General features: G+C 63.6%; 14 protein-coding genes and 1 pseudogene. 6 read left to right on the plus strand and 9 right to left on the minus strand.

Annotation, left to right across the window (positions count from 1 at the left end; translation table 11 throughout):
* Positions 1-71: 71 nt before the first annotated feature.
* The 9 genes and pseudogenes from dxs to B0B13_RS04280 all read right to left on the minus strand — a co-directional run bounded on the left by dxs (position 72) and on the right by B0B13_RS04280 (position 11396).
* Positions 72-1968: pseudogene (gene dxs, locus B0B13_RS04240) on the minus strand (1-deoxy-D-xylulose-5-phosphate synthase).
* A gap of 114 nt (positions 1969-2082) precedes the next feature.
* On the minus strand, positions 2083-3162 hold the full coding sequence (locus tag B0B13_RS04245) for a 2-aminoethylphosphonate aminotransferase (RefSeq protein ID WP_076788341.1): 1080 nt from the start codon (positions 3160-3162) through the stop codon (positions 2083-2085).
* Positions 3162-4331, minus strand: a complete 1170-nt coding sequence (gene aepY, locus B0B13_RS04250) for a phosphonopyruvate decarboxylase (RefSeq protein WP_076788342.1) — start codon at positions 4329-4331, stop codon at positions 3162-3164. The genes B0B13_RS04245 and aepY overlap by 1 nt, the downstream gene beginning before the upstream one ends.
* Positions 4324-6018, minus strand: a complete 1695-nt coding sequence (aepX, locus tag B0B13_RS04255; protein ID WP_076794433.1) for a phosphoenolpyruvate mutase — start codon at positions 6016-6018, stop codon at positions 4324-4326. Before aepX ends, aepY begins: the two co-directional genes overlap by 8 nt.
* A 20-nt stretch (positions 6019-6038) precedes the next feature.
* Positions 6039-6815 carry a phosphocholine cytidylyltransferase family protein gene (locus tag B0B13_RS04260; protein ID WP_076794434.1) on the minus strand — a complete coding sequence of 259 codons (777 nt, stop codon included), beginning with the start codon at positions 6813-6815 and terminating at the stop codon, positions 6039-6041.
* A gap of 86 nt (positions 6816-6901) precedes the next feature.
* Entirely contained in the window at positions 6902-7927 is a 1026-nt protein-coding gene (locus B0B13_RS04265) for a lysylphosphatidylglycerol synthase domain-containing protein (RefSeq protein ID WP_076794638.1), read from the minus strand.
* Entirely contained in the window at positions 7924-8718 is a 795-nt protein-coding gene (locus tag B0B13_RS04270) for a HalD/BesD family halogenase (RefSeq protein ID WP_076794435.1), read from the minus strand. The genes B0B13_RS04265 and B0B13_RS04270 overlap by 4 nt, the downstream gene beginning before the upstream one ends.
* The gene (locus B0B13_RS04275; RefSeq protein WP_422393115.1) at positions 8715-9368 is read right to left on the minus strand and encodes a CDP-alcohol phosphatidyltransferase family protein; all 654 of its coding nucleotides are present in this window, start codon (positions 9366-9368) and stop codon (positions 8715-8717) included. Before B0B13_RS04275 ends, B0B13_RS04270 begins: the two co-directional genes overlap by 4 nt.
* 252 nt (positions 9369-9620) lie before the next feature.
* On the minus strand, positions 9621-11396 hold the full coding sequence (locus B0B13_RS04280; RefSeq protein WP_076794437.1) for a cation:proton antiporter domain-containing protein: 1776 nt from the start codon (positions 11394-11396) through the stop codon (positions 9621-9623).
* 67 nt (positions 11397-11463) lie between these two features.
* Between B0B13_RS04280 and B0B13_RS04285 the strand changes: the two genes are divergently transcribed.
* The 6 genes from B0B13_RS04285 to B0B13_RS04315 all read left to right on the plus strand — a co-directional run bounded on the left by B0B13_RS04285 (position 11464) and on the right by B0B13_RS04315 (position 19259).
* Positions 11464-12030: a hypothetical protein gene (locus B0B13_RS04285; protein ID WP_237573937.1), complete on the plus strand. Its 567-nt coding sequence runs from the start codon at positions 11464-11466 to the stop codon at positions 12028-12030.
* A gap of 502 nt (positions 12031-12532) precedes the next feature.
* A complete protein-coding gene (locus B0B13_RS04290; protein ID WP_076788692.1) occupies positions 12533-13816 on the plus strand; it encodes a dicarboxylate/amino acid:cation symporter in 1284 nt (427 codons plus the stop codon).
* A 61-nt stretch (positions 13817-13877) separates the two neighbouring features.
* Positions 13878-15767 carry a sensor histidine kinase gene (locus tag B0B13_RS04295; protein WP_076794439.1) on the plus strand — a complete coding sequence of 630 codons (1890 nt, stop codon included), beginning with the start codon at positions 13878-13880 and terminating at the stop codon, positions 15765-15767.
* Between the two features lie 46 nt (positions 15768-15813).
* Entirely contained in the window at positions 15814-17166 is a 1353-nt protein-coding gene (locus B0B13_RS04300; RefSeq protein ID WP_076794440.1) for a sigma-54-dependent transcriptional regulator, read from the plus strand.
* A 454-nt stretch (positions 17167-17620) separates the two neighbouring features.
* The gene (locus tag B0B13_RS04310) at positions 17621-18337 is read left to right on the plus strand and encodes an ABC transporter permease (RefSeq protein ID WP_076794442.1); all 717 of its coding nucleotides are present in this window, start codon (positions 17621-17623) and stop codon (positions 18335-18337) included.
* Positions 18338-18356: 19 nt separating this feature from the next.
* A complete protein-coding gene (locus tag B0B13_RS04315) occupies positions 18357-19259 on the plus strand; it encodes a glycine betaine ABC transporter substrate-binding protein (RefSeq protein WP_076794443.1) in 903 nt (300 codons plus the stop codon).
* The last annotated feature ends 4 nt before the right edge of the window (positions 19260-19263 follow it).

Genomic DNA, 19263 nt, shown 5'->3' on the forward strand with positions numbered 1-19263 from the left:
ACGCCCGCGAATGTCCACGCCTTATCCGGTTGACCGGCAACGGGCCGATAGCACAAGAATAACTACGCCGTTCACTTGCCCTGCGTCACGCGAACGGGTGAACGGGACAGACGATCGGTGATGCCGCGGCGAATCGACGCGGCAATGCCGGCCGCGTCGAGCCCCACTGAGGCAAGCTGCTGCGCCGCATCGCCATGGTCAATGAACGTATCGGGCAAGCCGAGTTGCACCAGCGGCACGAGCTTGTCGTGACACGCCAGCGCTTGCGCGACGGCCGAGCCGGCACCGCCCATCAACGTCCCTTCCTCGACAGTCACGAGTAGCTCATGCGTGTCGGCGAGCTGCCGCACGAGCGCCTCGTCCAGCGGCTTCACAAAACGCATGTTCGCCACCGTCGCGTCGAACTCCTGCGCCGCCGTCAGGCTCGGCGTCAGCATCGAGCCGAACGCCAGGATCGCCACCCGGTGGCCGGCCGGCGCATGCGACTGCCGTCGGATCTCCCCCTTGCCCACTGGCACTGCGCTCAGCCGCTTTTGCGTAGCCACTCCAGGCCCCGTACCCCGCGGATAGCGCACCGCGCTCGGCCCGTCAAGCTGCAAGCCCGTGTGTAGCATCTGCCGGCACTCGTTCTCGTCGGCCGGCGCCATTACGACCATGTTCGGGATACAGCGCAGGTACGCCATGTCGTAGGCGCCCGCATGCGTGGCCCCGTCCGCGCCCACCAGCCCCGCGCGGTCCAGCGCGAACATCACCGGCAGGTTCTGCAGCGCCACGTCATGGATCAACTGGTCGTAGCCGCGCTGCAGAAACGTCGAGTAGATCGCCACCACCGGCTTCAACCCTTCGGCCGCCAACCCGCCGGCGAAGGTCACCGCGTGCTGCTCGGCAATGCCCACGTCAAAATAGCGTTGCGGGAAGCGCTGCTCGAACTCCACCAGCCCCGAGCCCTCGCGCATCGCCGGCGTGATGCCCACCACCCGCGGGTCCAGTTCCGCCGCATCGCACAGCCATTCGCCGAAGACCTTGGTGTAGGTTTTCTTAGCGGCGCCGCCAGGCTTGATGCCCTCATCCGGATTAAACTTGCCCGGACCGTGGTACAGCACCGGATCGGCCTCGGCCAGCTTGTAGCCCTGGCCTTTTTTTCGTCACCACGTGCAGGAACTGTGGTCGACTCATCTGCTTCAGGTTCTCGAGCGTCGGAATTAGCGCATCGAGGTCATGCCCATCGATCGGACCGATGTAGTTAAAGCCAAACTCTTCGAACAGCGTCGCCGGCGTGACCATGCCCTTCGCATGCTCCTCAAGCTTGTGCGCAAGTTCCAGCATCGGCGGCGGCAAAATCTTGCGCATGCCCTCCTTCGCACTCGCGTAGAAGCGTCCGGACATCAGCTTGACCAGATACCGGTTCAATGCGCCAACCGGCGGCGAAATCGACATGTCATTGTCGTTCAGGATCACTAACAACGGGATGTCCTCACACACGCCGGCGTTGTTCAGCGCCTCGAATGCCTCGCCGGCGGTCATCGCGCCGTCGCCAATCACCGCGATCGCACGACGATGCTCACCCTTGAGCTTGCTTGCTACCGCCATGCCCAGCGCCGCCGAAATCGACGTGCTCGAATGGGCGGTACCAAACGCATCGAACTCCGACTCCGAGCGGCGGGGGAAACCCGAGATGCCATTCCACTGGCGCAGCGTGCTCATCTGGTCCCGCCGCCCGGTCAGGATCTTGTGCGGATAGGTCTGGTGGCCGACGTCCCAAACAATCCGGTCCTTCGGTGTCTCGAACACATAGTGCAACGCGATCGTCAACTCGACGGTGCCGAGATTGGACGACAAGTGACCGCCGGTGCGCGACACGCTGTCGAGCACGAAGGCCCTGAGTTCATGGGCCAGCGCCTTCAAATCCGCGCGCGACAGCGAACGCAGCTGGGCGGGATGGTCGATCGTGGAAAGTAGTTGGGTCATCGTGGTTATCCGTATGACGCCGGTCTGTGCCGGCCGACTGGTTCGATCCTGCTGTGCCGCCACACCGGAGCCGGGCTGCGCCGCCGCACCGGAGCCGAGGCGATGCCCGCCGCCTCACGCCAGCAGCTGTCCGAACGCACGCAGCAACCGGTCCATGTCGTGCGCCGTCAGATTGCCCATCGTCGAGATGCGGAACAACTCGGCCGCCAAGCCGCCCTGCCCCGCATAGATGACGAATCCATGCAGTTTCAATGCATCGTGCAATTGGACGTAGTCAATCGTCGGCGGTAACCGGTACGCGCGCAGCACGACCGACGATTCCTGCGGCGGCAGTACGCCATCCACGCCCAGGCGCGCCAAACCGTCACGCACTTGCTCGGCCAGCTTGCGATAACGCGCATGACGCTCGCGCCAGCCGCCCTCGTCCTCAAGCTCGCGCAGTGCCTCGACCAGCGCGTAATAGGCGTGCACCGACGGCGTAAACGGCGTATTGCGCTCGTCCTGCAAGCACGCCAGCCGCCCAAGGTCTAGGTAAAACGCCCGGCTTGCCGCGTCGGCCAGCGCCGCGCGACGCACCACGACGAATGAGGCCCCCGGCACCCCATGCAAGCATTTGTTCGCTGTCGCCGCGACCGCGACGAGCGCAGGATCGGCAAAGTCGATCGCCTCTGCACCGAAGCTGCTAACGCCATCCAGCAGCACGCCGACGCCGCGTGCGCGACACGCGTTGAGCACGCCCCCGAGATCGTTCAAGCGGCCCGTAGTCGTCTCATGGTGCACCAGCGCAACGTGGGTAAACGGCCGTTGCGCGCGCGCCGCGTCATCCAGCCACGCCGCCAACGCCTGGACATCGGGCGCGTCGATCCATCGATGTACCGCCACTTCGTGGTTAATCCGATAGTGACGTGCGATATGCGTGATCCGCTCGCCATACACGCCGTTCTCCACCACCAGCAGGCGGCCATGCTCCGGCACCAGCGCGGCAACCATGCTCTCCACCGCGGCCGTGCCCGACGCAGTGATCAGGACTGCTTGCCACTGGATGGGATCGAGCGCATAGACATCCAACAGGCGTTCGCGCGCCTCTTGCTGCAAATCGTAGAATTCCGGCTCGCGATGGCACAGGTCGGGCTGCAGCAAGCTCTGTCGCACGCGTTCCGTCAGCGTGACCGGCCCCGGGTTCAGTAACAGCATCAGCGGCCTCCCGCACCATGTGCGATGTGGTTCATCAAGCGCCTTTTCACTTGCTCCGGCGTCACGCATGGCCGTGGCAGGCCCTCTGGCGTACCGGGCCGTATTTTGATACACGCGAAACGCGGCCCGTCGCCGAGCGGCTCGGCGTTGAAAACCCGCCGCAGCGCACCGAGATCGTCCCCTTCAATCACCAGCCCGTACCCACACGCCGCGGCCACGCCCGCGAACGACATGCCAGGTGATACGGTCGCCTGGCCACCAGTCGAATCGTGCACGCCGTTGTCTAGCACAATATGCACGAGGTTGGCCGCCCCATAGGCGCCCAGCGTCGCAAACGCGCCCATGCGCATCAACGCGGCACCATCGCCATCGAGCGCCACCACGCGCAGGTCAGGCCGCGCCAGCGCGAGTCCGATCGCCATCGTCATCACGCAGCCCATCGAGCCAACCATATACAATTGGTTTGGCCGGTCGTGCAGCGCATACAGTTCACGACCACAGAAACCGGTGGACGCCAATACCACGCTGCCCTGCACCGGTGTTGCGTCGATCACGCCGCGCAGTACGTCGCTGCGCGACGGCAATGCGTCACAGGACGTGCCGCGCAGCGTCGATTCGACCGGCACCGCCGCGCGCCGTGCGTGGGCAGTGGCGCCGCGCAGCGGATAGGGCGCGACGCTCCCCTTCTGCATGACCAGCGCATAGGGCCGACCGGTAGCGTCCATATGCGCGATCGCCCGATCCAATGCCGGACCGATATCCGCTGCGTCGGTCGGAAAGGTCTCCCATGCAATCTCCATCGTCTGGAGCATCGCCGGCGTAATCGGCCCCATCAACGCATGCTGCGGCTCGTCGGCCACGCCCGGCTGGCCACGCCAGGTGATGATCAACAACTGCGGCAGCCGGAACGTCCAGGTCAGCGAGGTCAGCGGACTGACGGCGTTGCCGAGCCCGGAGTTCTGCATCATCGTGACACCGCGCCGACCAGCCAGCGTCGTGCCTGCGATCAGTGCGACCGCATCTCCCTCGTTTGCCGCGCTCACATAATGCAGCGATGGCGCCTGCAACACGTAGTTGATGAAAGGTGTTAAAAACGAGCACGGCACGCCCGCGTACCAGTCGAATCCGCGTTCGCGCGCCGCATCAACAAACTGCGCCGCGTCAATCATTGCCACCTCCGGCGCTCGCCTCTGCGATCGGTACCTGCGTATGGGCGAAATCCGCCGCCCGGCGGAAATCATCCAGATCATTGACGCCACGCCAGTGTCCGTGCACATATTGCACTTCGATCTGCTCGCCGGCGTCAACTAGCGCATTGAGCAGCGCCGGCATATCCAGCGAATCAAAGTCGCCGCGCTCGCGCAACGTCGCAAAAATACGCCGAAGTTTGTCGCGTCCTTCGCCACGCACGCCCAGCAGGCCAATCCAACGCCCGTGCGGCACCGTGCCATCTGGCGCGGCTGCCTCGCTGCTCACGCGCCGCAGCACGACCTTCTGCCCAAACAGGCCCCGGTCGTCGCCACCCGAGCAGTACGCGAAATCGCGCACGCTCTGGTTGGTCGGCTGCGTCTGCGACGAATCGACGACCACGCAAAAGTGCGCGTCGCTTTCGACCAGGTTGTGCAGGATATAACTGCGAAACAATAGATCGCCATACGAGATGACGGTATCGTGCTCGAACGCCTGCGTCGCACACGCGAGCGACGCCAGTTCACCGGTCGTCTCGTGCCGTTCGTTGACCACCAGGCGGATGCCCGCCGTGTCGATCGCATCGGCACGGTAGCCACCCACGACCGTGATATCGTTCACGCCCTGCTTTTTAAAGCCATCGACAAGCCAGCGCAACAACGGCTTGCCCGCAATCGGCAACATCACCTTGGGCCGCTGCGCGGTGACCGCCTCCAGCCCGCGTCCCCGGCTCGCGGCCAGCACGACCGCCGCGCGCGGCGCGCGCGCGGCCAAATAGACCCGCTCGGCGGCTGAATATTCGTCCGCGCCTTGCAAGCGGAAAATCTCGTTGACCGATGCGATCCGGTCCTCGACGCCGACCAGCGTCTCGCTGTCGTGAATTTCTTTGGCGACGGCCTGCATCGCCGACGTGGCCGCGCGTATCAAGTGATTCGCCCAGATCACGACACTGATGCCCGCGTTGCGGAAGACCTGCGTCGGCGTGCTGTAGTACTTCGTCGGTACAATCACCAGCGGCGCGCGATGAGCCCATTCACGTGCAAATGCCACGATTTCGTCGGCCCGCGCCAGCTTACTGTGGATCAGAATCGCATCGGCCCCAGCCGCGTGATACGCCTCGGCGCGGCGCAGTGCCTCGTCCATGCCCCAGCCGGCAATCAACGCCTCAACCCGCGCGACAATCGAAAAATCCGGATCATCCTGGGAATCCTTGCCGGCTTTGATCTTGCCGCAGAACTCATCGACATCCGCCAACGGCTGCCGCTCGCCGCCGATGAAGCTGTTGGTCTTTGGGAATTGTTTGTCCTCGATGCACACGCCGGCCACGCCGCGCTGCTCCAGCTTTTTGACCAGCCGCCGGACGTTGTTGAAATTGCCGTAGCCGGTATCGCCGTCAAGCAGGATGGGTAGGTCGCTCGCGTCAACCATGAATTCCAGCGTGTCGACCACCTGTGTCCAGCTCGCCTCATTGTTATCGCGCACACCGTATTGCGCCGAGATCGCTAGGCCTGACGCCCAGATGGCATCAAAACCCGCTTCGCGCACGATCCGCGCGGACAGCCCGTTGTGCGCCTCCATCATAAATTCCAGCTTATCGGAAGTCAGCATGCGGCGCAGCCGCGCCGCACGGCTTTGCGCGCGCACAACCAAGGTATCGGGGGCGTTCATGAATTCAATAAGCTCCTGTCTCAACGCGACACGATCGTACTCGCGGCGAACACCGGCTGCAGCAGGGGCAGCACTTGCGTTCTCGCACGCTCGACGTCCGCAGCAAAATCAATTTCGATCCATGGTGCACCGGTCACGTCGGCCACGTCGAAAACATGGCTGCGCTCGAGCAGCAGGTCCCGCAGCGCTTCCTCGTGTGGCAAATTCGCGCGGCCGCTGCCGACATAGTCGGCCGCGATCTGCGCCAGACGCCGCGCGGCCCCCTCAGTCAGGCGGAAAAAACCGACCGATTCGCCCATCGTGTCGTACCGCAGGTCGGCCGCGACCTGCTTGCGCAACTCGACGGGCACACCGTCACGCAAGCATAGCTTGACCGGTTCGTCGCCCGGCTCGAAATCACGATCGATCAGCAACCGATTCGCATGCTCGCCGGCCACCAGCGGCAGCATGAGACGCTCGTCGTACAGCACGTCGGCATCCATCAGCAACACGTCTCCACCCGCGCACAACGCGTCGGATACCGTGTGCACCGTCAGCACGCTGCCCAGCTCGTAGTCCGAGTTAAGCACGAAGCGCGGCGGCGGCGTCCAACACAGGCGCAGCAGCTCGGCTTCGATCATCTCGTGGTGAAAGCCCAAGGCCAGTACGATTTCGTCGACACCGGCTGCCCTGAGCCAATGCAAATGGCGCTCGAGCAGCGTCATGCCGTCGAACTGTAGCAAGCATTTGGGTGAGTGCTTGTTCTCGGGCTGGACTAAGCGCAGGCCGCGACCCGCAGCAAGAATAATGGCGCGCACTGATGCTCCCGTGTGATTCGTCTATGAGTGTTGATTCGCAGCGCCGGGCGAGGCGCTCAAATCAACATGTTGCGCTATCCGGCACGCTAGTCGGCCGCCGGCATCCGCATAGCCCGGCGGCGTTGCCAGCCGCGCTCAGAAAAATGCAGGTACACCAGGCCCGGCACGCCGAGCAGGATCTCGCGGGCGCGCTTGGCCAGCGACAGCGCGAGAGCCGTGTCCGGCGGCAAGCCGACCAGCGGCGCAAGCAGCAGGTACCCGCCCTCCTGCACGCCAAGCGAGCCCGGGATCATGAACGCCGCGCCGCGGATGGCCTGCCCAATGCTCTCGAGCAACAGTGCATCAACCCAGCCGACCGGATGTCCAATCAACTGCAGGATCAGCCAGACTTCCCCGGTGCCAATGATCCAGCCGGACAGGCTCAATGCGAAGCTTGCCGCCACCGCGCGCGGCTGCCGATACAGCGTGGCTACGTACGCATCCACCGCATCGGCGCGCTCGAAGAGCGCCGACCAGTCGCGTCCCGCCGACAGCTTAGACATCACGCGTGAGAGCCGCCCAAACAAGCGCCGCCGTTGCGCCAGGTAAAAACCGTACAGCAGCAGCGCAAAGCCCGCGCTCGCGGCCAGCAACGGCGTGCGCAGACCGCCGAGCGCACCATGCGCCGCATCAGCCGCGAACACCGCCAGACCCAGCAGCGCGAACACGACTTGCGCGATCGTTTGCCACGTCGTGCTGACGGTGATCACCGCCGCCGATTCCGGCAGCGACAATCGACGCTGCGCCAGATGCCGCACCATCAGCAACGGCCCGCCGATCTGGCCGGCCGGCAGTAGGCTGTTGACCGATTCGCCTGCCCAGCGCGTCAACAGCGCGTCACCGATCGTCACGCCGCCGCGTTCACCCGCCAGCACACCGCCGCGCTCACTCGCCAGCACACGGATCGCCGCCGCGTCGACCACCATCGGCAGACCATGGAACGCGGCCACGAGCAGCAAGCCTGAGCCGGCGGCCGACAACGCGGCCATCAACGGTGCGATACCCTGCCATGCCAGCAGCCCGACGAACAGCGACGCGCCGATCGTCAACGAAATCCACGCTGCACGTGTCATGTGCGCGTTCGCCTGCCGGTCCACTGCCGAAATACTTGTCGAAAACCGAAGTAAGCGATTGCGTCCTTCATGTTCGATACGAACCGCTGGAACCGCCCCATGCTCGGATCGGTCACGTACTCGAATGTCAACGATACGCGCCGCTCGTTCGCGCCCAGCGGCGTAATCCGATGATGCAGCTTGTCTCCATCGAAAAAGACCAGAGCGCCAGGCGGCAACTGCACTGCCGCCTCGACGACGGGTATGCCCGGCTCACGAGTGTGCAGCCGGTATTCCAGCTTGCACGACGATTCGTCAACCACGCCCAGCAGCAGCGTGTATCGCCGGCCGTTGTAGTACGACGTATCGTAGTGCCAGCCGATATGATCACCGGGCTTGGTATAGAAATAGAGCGCGTATGCGTGAGGATCCGTGTCAGGACAGGCCATCAGGCAGTCCCCGCACAGTGCCTCCAGCCAGCGGATCAACGCTGGCGAACGATACAATTCGGCGATCATCGGTGCAAGCCGGTCGATCGCATGCCTGCTGACACTGCCGCCCTGCTTGTGTCCAGGCAGGTAGTTGCGGTTCACTGCGCCGTCGACCCGGCGCACTGCGTCCACGAGCCGGACAGTCACGTCCGACGCCAGAAATGTGTCGAGGAACAGGAACGCGCCCTGGTCAGCGAACGTCTCGCGCAGCAGCTCGGTATCGAGCGTCGCGATGCGTTCGTGCAACGACGCGTCCATTGCCGTGCTGCCCTGATGTCCAGCGCCCGCGCCGTCGCGGGCCAGTCCGGCCGCGACAGTCATGGCGTCGTGCCGTAATGGGTTGCCGCAGCAGCCCCCGTGCCCCGCCGCATTGTGCGGCGATAGTCAATCGCGACCCACACCGCGAACAGTGGCGCGCCGATTGCCGCCGCCAACAGGAACGGCGTCACGCCATCCAGCAACGTGACCAACGGCAGCAGGTAAAGTACGTCCTCGGTTTCAAAGCCGGCCAAAAACGCCTGGCGCGTGCCGGCCTTGCCCGCGCGCTGCTCGATGCGCATGCGCAGGAAGAAAATCAACGCCACAGCTAGGCCGGCCACCCAGCCGAGCCATACAGGCGCCGCCGGCAACGTTGAGTGCACATCGGCGGGGACACCCAACCCCATGCCGACGAACAGCCCGATCGTAACCAGCGCGTCCGCCGCGAGGTCGTAGAAGTGGCCCAGGCGGCTCGATTTACCGCTGATGCGAGCCAACTCACCGTCCGTATGGTCAACGAAATTGGATAGCACGATCAGCAACGCGCCGACGTTGGCCCAACCATATCCCCCACTGGCCAGCGCGGCCGCGCCGGCCAGGCCGATCAACAGGCGCAGCGTCGTCAGGTAGTTCGGCGTGACCGAGGTGTCCTTCAATGGCATCACGAGCCGGCGAGCGAGCCGCGCATCCCATTGCCGAGGCGGCGGTGGCATGTTGGATGACATCCCGAATGCCCTATTCTGTCTTTTTTCCATCCCGGAAATATAACCTTTCTGTGCGCCCGTTGCAGTCCAGGGCCACCTATGCAACGCGGTGATCCCGATCGGAACCCCAGATTGACTAGGTTTCGGCTGGGTTCACCACAGGTTTATCCACAGAAACTGTTGATAACTTTTACGCACATTCGGCCAACATTGTCATGCTTCGCTCAACCACTTGACATCCGGTCAAACCCGACGTAGCCCTCATCGCAGGTGACCCGACGCACCGGTTGCATCGACACCGCCCGCGGTCGCGGCGCCCGTCATCCGCGACAGCACGTGCGAGGTCATGCCGCGCGCCAACTCGCTATCCCCAACAAACACGGTGCCGACTCGTTCCGATTGGAGCAGCGCGGCCTCGTCGTCGTTGTCAGTGCATAACACCGCTTCGATAGACGGGTTCAGCGTGCGGGCGGTGTCGACGATCTTGCGAACATCGAATGTGTCCGGCAACGTCACCACCAGCATCCCGGCGCGAGCGACATGCGCCTGCACCAGTACCATCGGATCGGACGCATCGCCGCACACGGCGGGCACCTGCTCGGCGCGCAGCTTCTCGACGATATCGCGATGCTGCTCGGCCACCACATACGGAATCCGATGTGCGGCCAACGTCTGCGCGACACGACGCCCGACCCGGCCATAGCCGACGATCACAACTTGGCCGGTCAGGTGCGCCTGCGGCACCGTCATCGGCAACGCAGCGAGCGGATCCTCGCGGCATTCCATCCGTCGCGCTAGGCTGGAACGACTACGGATCCATGCCTGCGCCGGCTCGATCGCGGCGAACACGAGCGAATTCAACGCAATGGAGATCAGCGAGCCGGCCAGGATCAAGTCCTGCCCCTCTTTTGGCAACAAGCCGAGCGACATCCCCAGTCCAGCCAGGATGAACGAAAACTCGCCGATTTGCGCAAGGCTCGCGCCGACGGTCAACGCGCTGTTCAGCGGATAGCGGAAGGCCAGCACCAGCGCCACCGCCGCCACGGTCTTGCCGACCATGATGATCGCGACCACGCCGAGCACGTGTAACGGCGCGTTGATCAACACGTGGGGATCGAACAGCATGCCGACCGACACGAAGAACAGCACCGAGAACGCGTCGCGCAACGGCAGCGTTTGGTCCGCCGCGCGATGGCTGAACTCGGACTCGCGCATCATCATGCCGGCGAAAAAGGCGCCCAGCGCGAACGACACGTCGAACAGGCGTGCCGAGCCGTACGCCACACCCACTGCGGCGACGATCACGCACAGTGTGAACAGCTCGCGCGAGCCGGTGCGGGCCACCAGGAACAACAGGCGCGGGAACACCCGGCGGCCGACCACCAACATCAATGCGATGAAGGCGGCGACCTTCGCGAATGTCACGCCGATCATGGCCCACAGGCTGGGCTGCGGCGCGGCGGCGCGCGCTTCGGTCAGTCCCGCGTCATGGTTGCCGTCCGGCGAGCCGCCGAGTAGGCCGGCCAACGGTGGAAGCAACACCAGCACGAGCACCATGACCAGGTCCTCAACGACCAACCAACCGACCGCAATACGACCGTTGGCCGAATCAAGCTGGCCGCGCGCCTCCAGCGCGCGCAGCAACACGACCGTGCTGGCCACTGACAGCGCCAGCCCGAAGACGAGCGACACACCGACCGGCCAGCCCCACCACATCGCCGTGCCCATGCCGAGCGCCGTCGCCACCGCGATCTGGACGATCGCGCCGGGCACAGCGATACGCTTGACGGCCAGCAAGTCATCGAGCGAGAAATGCAGTCCGACGCCGAACATCAACAGCATCACACCGATCTCGGAAAGCTGGCCGGCAAGCGCCACGTCGCCAACAAAACCCGGCGTCGCGGGCCCGCACAGCACGCCGGCCAGCAGGTAGCCGACCAGCGGCGGCATCTTGAACCACGACGCGGCGTAGCCGAGGATCATCGCGAGCCCGAGCCCGGTTGCGATCAGAGTGATAAGGCTGATGTCGTGAGGCATGCGACTCCTTCAAAAATCCGGGAATAAGCTTACAAAAGCCTTAATGATACGGGAGCTTAGCGTCTTCATGGCGATCGACGTGCTAGAAATGGCTGGATTTACGCACAAAAATGACGCGCGACGAGCCAGCCGGTCGCTGTGCCTGGCACCTCGAGTAAAATTACAGCCTCATCTCAATCAGGGCAGAAGTATGGAGCTTCACGAACAGATCGACGCGGTGCAACGGCTGATTGACCACCTCGCCAGCGCCGAGCCGGCAGATTCGGCGGCTCTGGCTGACCCGGCAACAAAAACGGCCAACGATTCAACACCGCCTCAGTTGCACTTCAACCGTCCGTCGCAAAACGAAATCGTCGTGACACTCGGCGAGCACTCCGTTACGCTCGGGCCCGCCGATATCTCAGCGATCATTGAGGAGTTAGCGATCGCGCGTGCCTCGATGACGCCTGAGCCGCCCGCTACACTGCCGCCGGGCTGGCGCTTCGCGGCAACGCAAGATCCGGCGATCGCTACGCAATCACACAACAATGGCTCGAAACTGGTTGTGTTCCGCCATACCGGCTATGGCTGGGTGCCGTTCACCTTTACGCCGAACATGATGATAAACCTGCTGGCCACGCTCTCTGCGAAGTAGCGCATTACCGCGGCGATACGCTACTTGGCTGCTCGCCGATGCGCCCACCTACGCACCATACGATCCACGCCGATCCAGCTAGATGCCGCTTCCTCTCGCATGAATCGAGGGCCGTGAACGCAACGCTTCAACGCAGGGTCAGCGCCGACACTCGCGCGATAGCTTGGCCTTTATTCAAGCCAAGGGATTCGTTCAATGCATCTGGATATCCAGATTTTTCCACCGGCATTTTCCGGAAATTCGGAAAGCACAGCATTGCACCGACCCTCATAACCGTTATCAGTCAAAGACTTATACCCATCGGCCGAGGCTGGCATCGGCCTTGCACATAAAGCGCCCACGGCGCCAAGCCAAGACACAACTACAGCCAGGAGACATCGCATGTCCGTCCGTCGATCCCGCTCACGCTGAACCCGCGCAGCGCACGCAACGCATTATCCGCGCACGCCCGTGACGAGATTGTCCGGGCCTGCGATTCTTGTTACAAACGATAAGGGTATCTATCGTGAAAAAACCCCTCTACAAGGTCCTTTACGTCCAGGTTTTATTCGCCATCGCACTGGGCATCCTGCTGGGCCATTACCACCCACAATTAGCCATACAAATGAAACCGCTGGGTGACGCGTTCATCAAGCTCATCAAGATGGTGATCGGACCCATCATTTTCTGCACCGTAGTGTCCGGCATCGCCGGCATGCAGGACATGAAGAAGGTGGGCCGCGTCGGCGGCAAGGCGTTGCTGTACTTCGAGGTCGTCTCGACGTTCGCCCTGCTGATCGGCCTGGTCGCCTCGCATATCCTAAAGCCCGGTGTAGGCTTGAACATTGATCCAACTACGCTCGACAGCAAGGCGGTGTCAGCCTATGCGCAAAAGGCGCATGGCCAGACAACGGTCGACTTCCTAATACACCTAATCCCCGACACATTCTTTAGCGCCTTCGCGCAAGGCGACATCCTGCAGATTTTGCTGATCGCAATCCTGTTCGGCAGCGTGCTGGCTCAGCTGGGCGAGCGCGGCGCCAAGGTGTCCGCATTCATCAGCAGCGTCTCGCAGGTGTTCTTTGGCATGGTGCACCTGATCACGAAGGTCGCGCCGCTCGGCGCGTTCGGTGCAATGGCGTTCACGATCGGCAAGTACGGGGTCGGCTCGCTACTGCCGTTGCTCAAGCTGATGGGCACGTTTTACCTGACGTCGCTGCTGTTCGTGCTGATTGTGCTCGGCACGATTGCGCGTGCCGTCGGCTTCAGCATCGTGCGTTTTCTCGGCTACATTAAGGAAGAGTTGCTGATCGTGCTCGGCACCAGTTCGTCCGAGGCGGCGCTGCCGCACCTGATGGAAAAGCTCGAGAAGCTCGGGTGCTCGCGCTCGGTCGTTGGACTGGTGGTGCCGACCGGTTACTCGTTCAATCTCGACGGCACGAACATTTATATGACGATGGCCGTTCTGTTCATCGCGCAGGCGACCCATACCGACCTGACATGGGGTCAGCAGTTGACACTGCTGGCCGTCGCAATGCTCACGTCCAAGGGCGCGAGCGGCGTCACTGGCGCCGGGTTCATCACGCTCGCCGCGACGCTAGCGGTCGTGCCGACCATTCCGCTCGCCGGCATGGTACTGATCCTCGGCATCGACCGCTTCATGAGCGAGTGTCGTGCGCTGACCAACATCGTCGGCAACGGCGTAGCAACGGTCGTCGTGTCCGCGTGGGAGCACGAACTCGATCGCGACAAGCTCAAGCGCGTGATGCGCCGGCCGGCAAGCATCAAAGCGGAAGCAACCGCATAGGCGCCCGCACGGCGTTGTGCCACAATGATGCCTCCATCCGCTGCTACCCTGACATCTCGCCGTGCTACGCCGTACCGCCGTATTGCTGGTGCTCGCCGCGGTCGTCATCGCAAGCTGCGTCGCGGCCTGGTCGACCGCGCGCACTCATGCAATCGACCGCTTGCGCGAGGCGTCGGCCGCGCGCGCGGCGCGCACAAGCGCCACACTGCAAGCCGCGCTAGACCGCTATGAGCCCCTGCCGTACCTGCTCTCCACGCATCCTCTGGTGCAGGATGCGCTACGGCAGCCGAACGGTGAAGCGGTCGCCCGCGCGAATCGCTACCTGGAGGAAATCGCACAACGCTCGAAGGCGTCACAGGCCTACCTGATCACCGACGACGGCCTGTGCGTGGCAGCCAGCAACTGGCGCGAACCCGGCAGTTTCGTCGGGACACGCTATAGTTTCCGGCCGTATTTCGTCGCCGCAATCGCGGGACGCGAGGACCACTTTTTCGGGATCGGCACGCGCTCGCATCAGGCCGGCTACTACATTTCCCAGCCGGTCTCATACAATGGGATCCAAGTCGGCGTCGTGGTGATTAAAATCGACCTGAGCTGGTTCCCGCCACAAGACCGGTCCGAGCCGCTGTTCGTCACCGATGCCAACGGTATCGTCATCCTGTCGTCAATCCCATCGTGGAAGTACCATACGACGCACCCGTTGTCGAGCCAGGCTTTAGCATGGATTCGCGACACCGAACAGTACAGCGACGAGCCGTTGACGCCGTTGCCGCTAACCAGGGCGCGCACGCGCGAAACAGACGCAGAGTTAGTGCGGTTCGGCTCAGGCCCGCTGGCACCGCTGTATCTGCACACCGAGCAACCGCTGAGCGAGCTTGGCTGGCGCTTGACGGTACTGTCGCCGCTGGATGATGTCGATGTACGGGCGCGCGCCATGACGGTGGCGACCGGCTTGGCGCTACTGATTGCCGCGCTGCTGGGCTTCTACTGGCGGCTGCGAAGGGCCAAGCTGCGCGAAATGGAGTACGGTCGCCGGATGCTGCAGAACGCCTATGCGGAGTTGAACCAGCGCGTCGCGGAACGTACCGCGGACCTGTCGGCGGCCAACGAGCGACTCACGCGCGAAGTCGGCGAACGCACGCGCGCGGAAGCGGAACTGCGCGCCGCGCAAGACGAACTCGTGCAGGCCAGTAAGCTGGCCGCGCTCGGGCAAATGGCCGCTGGCATCACCCATGAGCTGAACCAGCCACTTGCCGCGCTGCGCACCTTTTCGGATAACACACGGGTGCTGATCGAGCGTAACGCGCTGGATGCGGCGCGCGAGAACCTACAGGCCATCGCGACACTGATCGACAGGATGGGGCGCATCACGAACCAGTTGAAACTGTTCGTCAGCAAGCGGCGCCCGCGCGATGCGCACGCCGTCGTCGCGCAGGCGCTGCGCAATGCACTGGCGATGTTGCGCGATAAGCTTGCCGGCATCGACGTGCGAGTCGTGAGCGTGCACGCCGGTGGCAAGTGTGCGCCGTTCGATTTGAATGCACTGAATACGTCACCCGCTGTGCGCTGTGATGACCTGCGAGTCGAGCAGGCGCTGATCAACCTGATCGGCAACGCAGCCGATGCGCTCGCCAGCAACCCGGCGGCACGCATTATCATTGAAGTCGACACACGCCCAGACGTCGTGGCGATCGCCGTCATCGACAACGGTCCCGGCATCGCCGCCGACGTGCTGCCCCGGCTGTTCGAGCCGTTCTTCACCACCAAGGAAATGGGGCAAGGGCTGGGGCTCGGGCTGGCGATCGCCGCCTCGATCGTGCGCGACGCGGGCGGCACGCTAAGCGTGGCCACCACGCGCGACGACGATCGCGATGCGCCGGCGCACGGCGCATGCTTCGTGATGACGCTGCCACGCGCGTATGCGCGCTCGGACCAGGACACGCCGGCATGACCACACATCGCCCACGCCATTGTCCACCGCATGGACAACCACAACTATGACCCACGGCTTGCAAGTATTGTTCATTGAAGACGACGAGCTAGTACGGCGCGCCAACGTCCAGAGCTTGATGCTCGGCGGCTTCGACGTGACCGGCTATCCGAGCGTAGAAGCCGCGCTGGACGCGATGCACGCCGCCGGCGCCGGCGTGCCCGGCGCGATCGTCACGGATGTCCGGCTGCCCGGGGCGAGCGGCCTAGAACTGCTGTCGCTGATGCGCGAGCGAGCGCCGGATGTGCCCGTGATCGTCGTCACCGGCCATGGCGATATCTCAATGGCGGTGCAGGCGATGCGCGACGGCGCATACGACTTCATTGAAAAGCCGTTTTCGTCGGAGCGCCTCGCCGACGCTGTGCGCCGCGCGCTCGAACGGCGCGCGTTGCAACTGGAGAACCGTGCGCTGCGCCGAGAGCTAGCGGCCCAGCGTCCCGGTACCGTGCATATTATCGGCACAAGCGCGGCGATCGAGCAGGTCCGCACGATGATCGCCAACGTCGCACCGACCGATGCCGCCGTGCTGATCAACGGCGAGACGGGCACCGGCAAGGAGTTGATCGCACGGGCATTACATGAACAGTCTGCGCGCCGCGACCAGCCGTTCGTCGCGATCAACTGCGCGGCATTGCCCGAGCCAATGTTCGAGTCAGAGATGTTCGGCCACGAGCAAGGCGCCTTCACCGGCGCGACGCGACGTCGCGTCGGCAAGCTCGAATATGCATCGGGCGGCACGCTGTTTCTCGACGAAGTCGAAAGCATGCCGCTCGCGCTGCAGGCAAAGCTGCTGCGCGTGCTGCAGGACGGTGTGCTGGAACGGCTGGGCTCGAACACGCCGGTGCACAGCGACGTACGGATCATTGCGGCGGCCAAGGGAGACATGAACCAGCATGTGGCGGCCGGCACGTTCCGACGCGACCTGCTGTACCGCTTAAATGTCGTGACGATCGCCCTACCGCCGCTCAACGAACGTCGCGAGGACATCGTGCCGCTGTTCGAGCATTTTGTGCTCGATGCCGCAGTGCGCTACCAGCGCCCGGCGCACGTGCTCACCGACGCGCAGCGGCACGCGCTGATGCAGCAAGACTGGCCGGGCAACGCGCGCGAGTTGCGCAACGCCGCCGATCGCTTCGTGCTTGGCATCGGCTTGGACGATATGCAGCACGCCACCCGCCCGGACAACGACGCGCAGCCACTGAAAGAGCGCGTCGAGCAGTTTGAGCGCGCGCTCATCGCACAGGCCCTGGAGGCGCACGGCGGCACCGTATCGACTGCGGCCGAGCACCTGCAAGTCGGTAAAGCGACACTGTACGAGAAGATCAAGCGCTACGGGCTCGCCACGCGCGGTGAAGCATGAGCACCGCTGCCTCTAACGACGATCGGACAGCGATCACTGCATTTTCCCTGCCAGCGCTGGACTTTTGCGCGGACATTGAATAGAATGCTAGCGTCTGCAATACAAGATCGTGGTAGTTATTGCGTGATCCAAGCCCGTTCGCGCAATTTCAATACGGTTGCATGAAAGATGGGTTCGCATCGGCGGACCCTTTCATCTGCCCGGCCGTACCGGGCGCTTTAGTGGACTCGGCAGCGCGTTGCGCCCGGTCCTTCCGCCAGTCGTCCATGGACGACATCCTGCCCGTGCAGCGGCCATCGTTGCAAATGCGACCGCGCAGCGGGCAACCGTGCAGCATGTGACGGCATTGTGCCGTCCGCCTTCAGCGTGCCGGGCTTCGTACCCCGCGCGTGGCTCGCTATTATCTTGCTTTAGAGCGCGTGCTGTATCGGCAACCCACGAGGAGAACTCAACGATGACGAGTCGTCGCGCGAAGCTATTGTCGAGCTTCATCGTGCTGACACTGATCGTGACAGCGCTGGTCCGCGCGATCGGACCGGACGTGCTGTGCAAGTATCATACCGACCTGCTGTACTACACTGGTGCGCACCTGTTGCTGGTCGGCGCGTCGATGGCGCTCGCGCTGCTCACTGGCATCCCCGCCGGCGTCCTGCTGAGCCGCGCGTCGAACCCGCGGCATGCAGAGCGGCTGATGCAGGTGCTGAACGTGGGCAACACCGTGCCGTCACTGGCGGTGCTCGCGCTGGCACTGGCAGTTCTGGGTATCGGCGCCGCGCCGGCGATCGTCGCACTGTGGCTTGCGTCGTTGCTGCCGATCGCCCGCAACGCATACGAGGGTATGCGCGCGGTGCCGCTCGCGTGGCGCGAGGCGGCGCGTGGCCTCGGCATGACGTCGCTGCAGTCGATGTTCAAGGTTGAGCTTCCCAACGCGATGCCGATCATCATCGGCGGTGTGCGCACCGCGCTCGCCATCAATGTCGGCACCGCGCCGCTGGCCTTCCTGATTGGCGCCGACAGCCTCGGCACATTGATTTTCCCAGGAATCTACCTGAATGATCCGGCCATGCTGCTGTTAGGCGCCGCGTCGACTGCTGCGCTGGCGCTCGCGCTGGACGCACTCGTTGCCGGCATCGCTCGCGCCGCGTTGGCGCGTCGCGGACTGGCACTGTAACGAAAGCACAGGAGAACTTATGACCCGTTTGCTTAAATGCGTCATGACTTGGCTGCTCGCCGGCACCGCGCTGGCGAGCGTGGTACCGGTGCACGCCGCGACGCTGGTCGTCGGCGGTAAGAATTTTACCGAGCAATTGCTGCTCGCGGAAATCACTTCCCAATACCTGCGCTCGCGCGGCTACACGGTCGAGAACCGCAGCGGCCTAGGCAGCGTACTGTTGCGCAGCGCAATGGAGAACCGGCAATTGGATATCGTATGGGACTACACTGGTACGGCGCTGATCGTCTACAACCGAATCCATGAGAAGCTCGATCCGCCAACCGTGTACCGCCGCGTACGCGATCTGGACAAACCGCGTGGCCTGGTGTGGCTCGAGCCGTCGGCGCTGAACAACACCTACGCGCTGGCGATGCCTCGCAAGCGCGCCGAACGCGACGGCATCCATACGATCTCGCAACTGGCCGCAAAGATCCGACAAGACGACCCGCACAAGCGGCATTGGTTTGCGATGGACGCGGAGTTTGCGAACCGGCCAGACGGGTTGCGGCCATTACAGGCGCTGTACGACTTGCGACTGCGCCGCTCAGATGTCAAGCAGATGGACTCCGGGCTGGTCTATACGGCGTTGCACAACGACCAAGCCATGTTTGGGCTAGTCTACACGACCGACGGACGCATCAAAGGCTTCGGCATCACAGTGCTCGACGACGATCTCGGCTTTTTTCCCGCATACAATGCAACGCCGGTCGTGCGCCGCGACGTGCTGGACCGGCACCCGGAACTCGCGAAGCAACTCAATGCACTGTCCGCGCAGATCAACAACGAAGTGATGTCCGAGATGAACAAGCGCGTGGACATCGACGAAGAATCGATCAGTGCGGTCGCCGCCGATTTCCTGCGCACACACGCGTTGCCTTAAGCCG

Origin of the sequence: Burkholderia sp. b14 (assembly GCF_900156195.1) — a bacterium.
GTDB lineage: Bacteria > Pseudomonadota > Gammaproteobacteria > Burkholderiales > Burkholderiaceae > Mycetohabitans.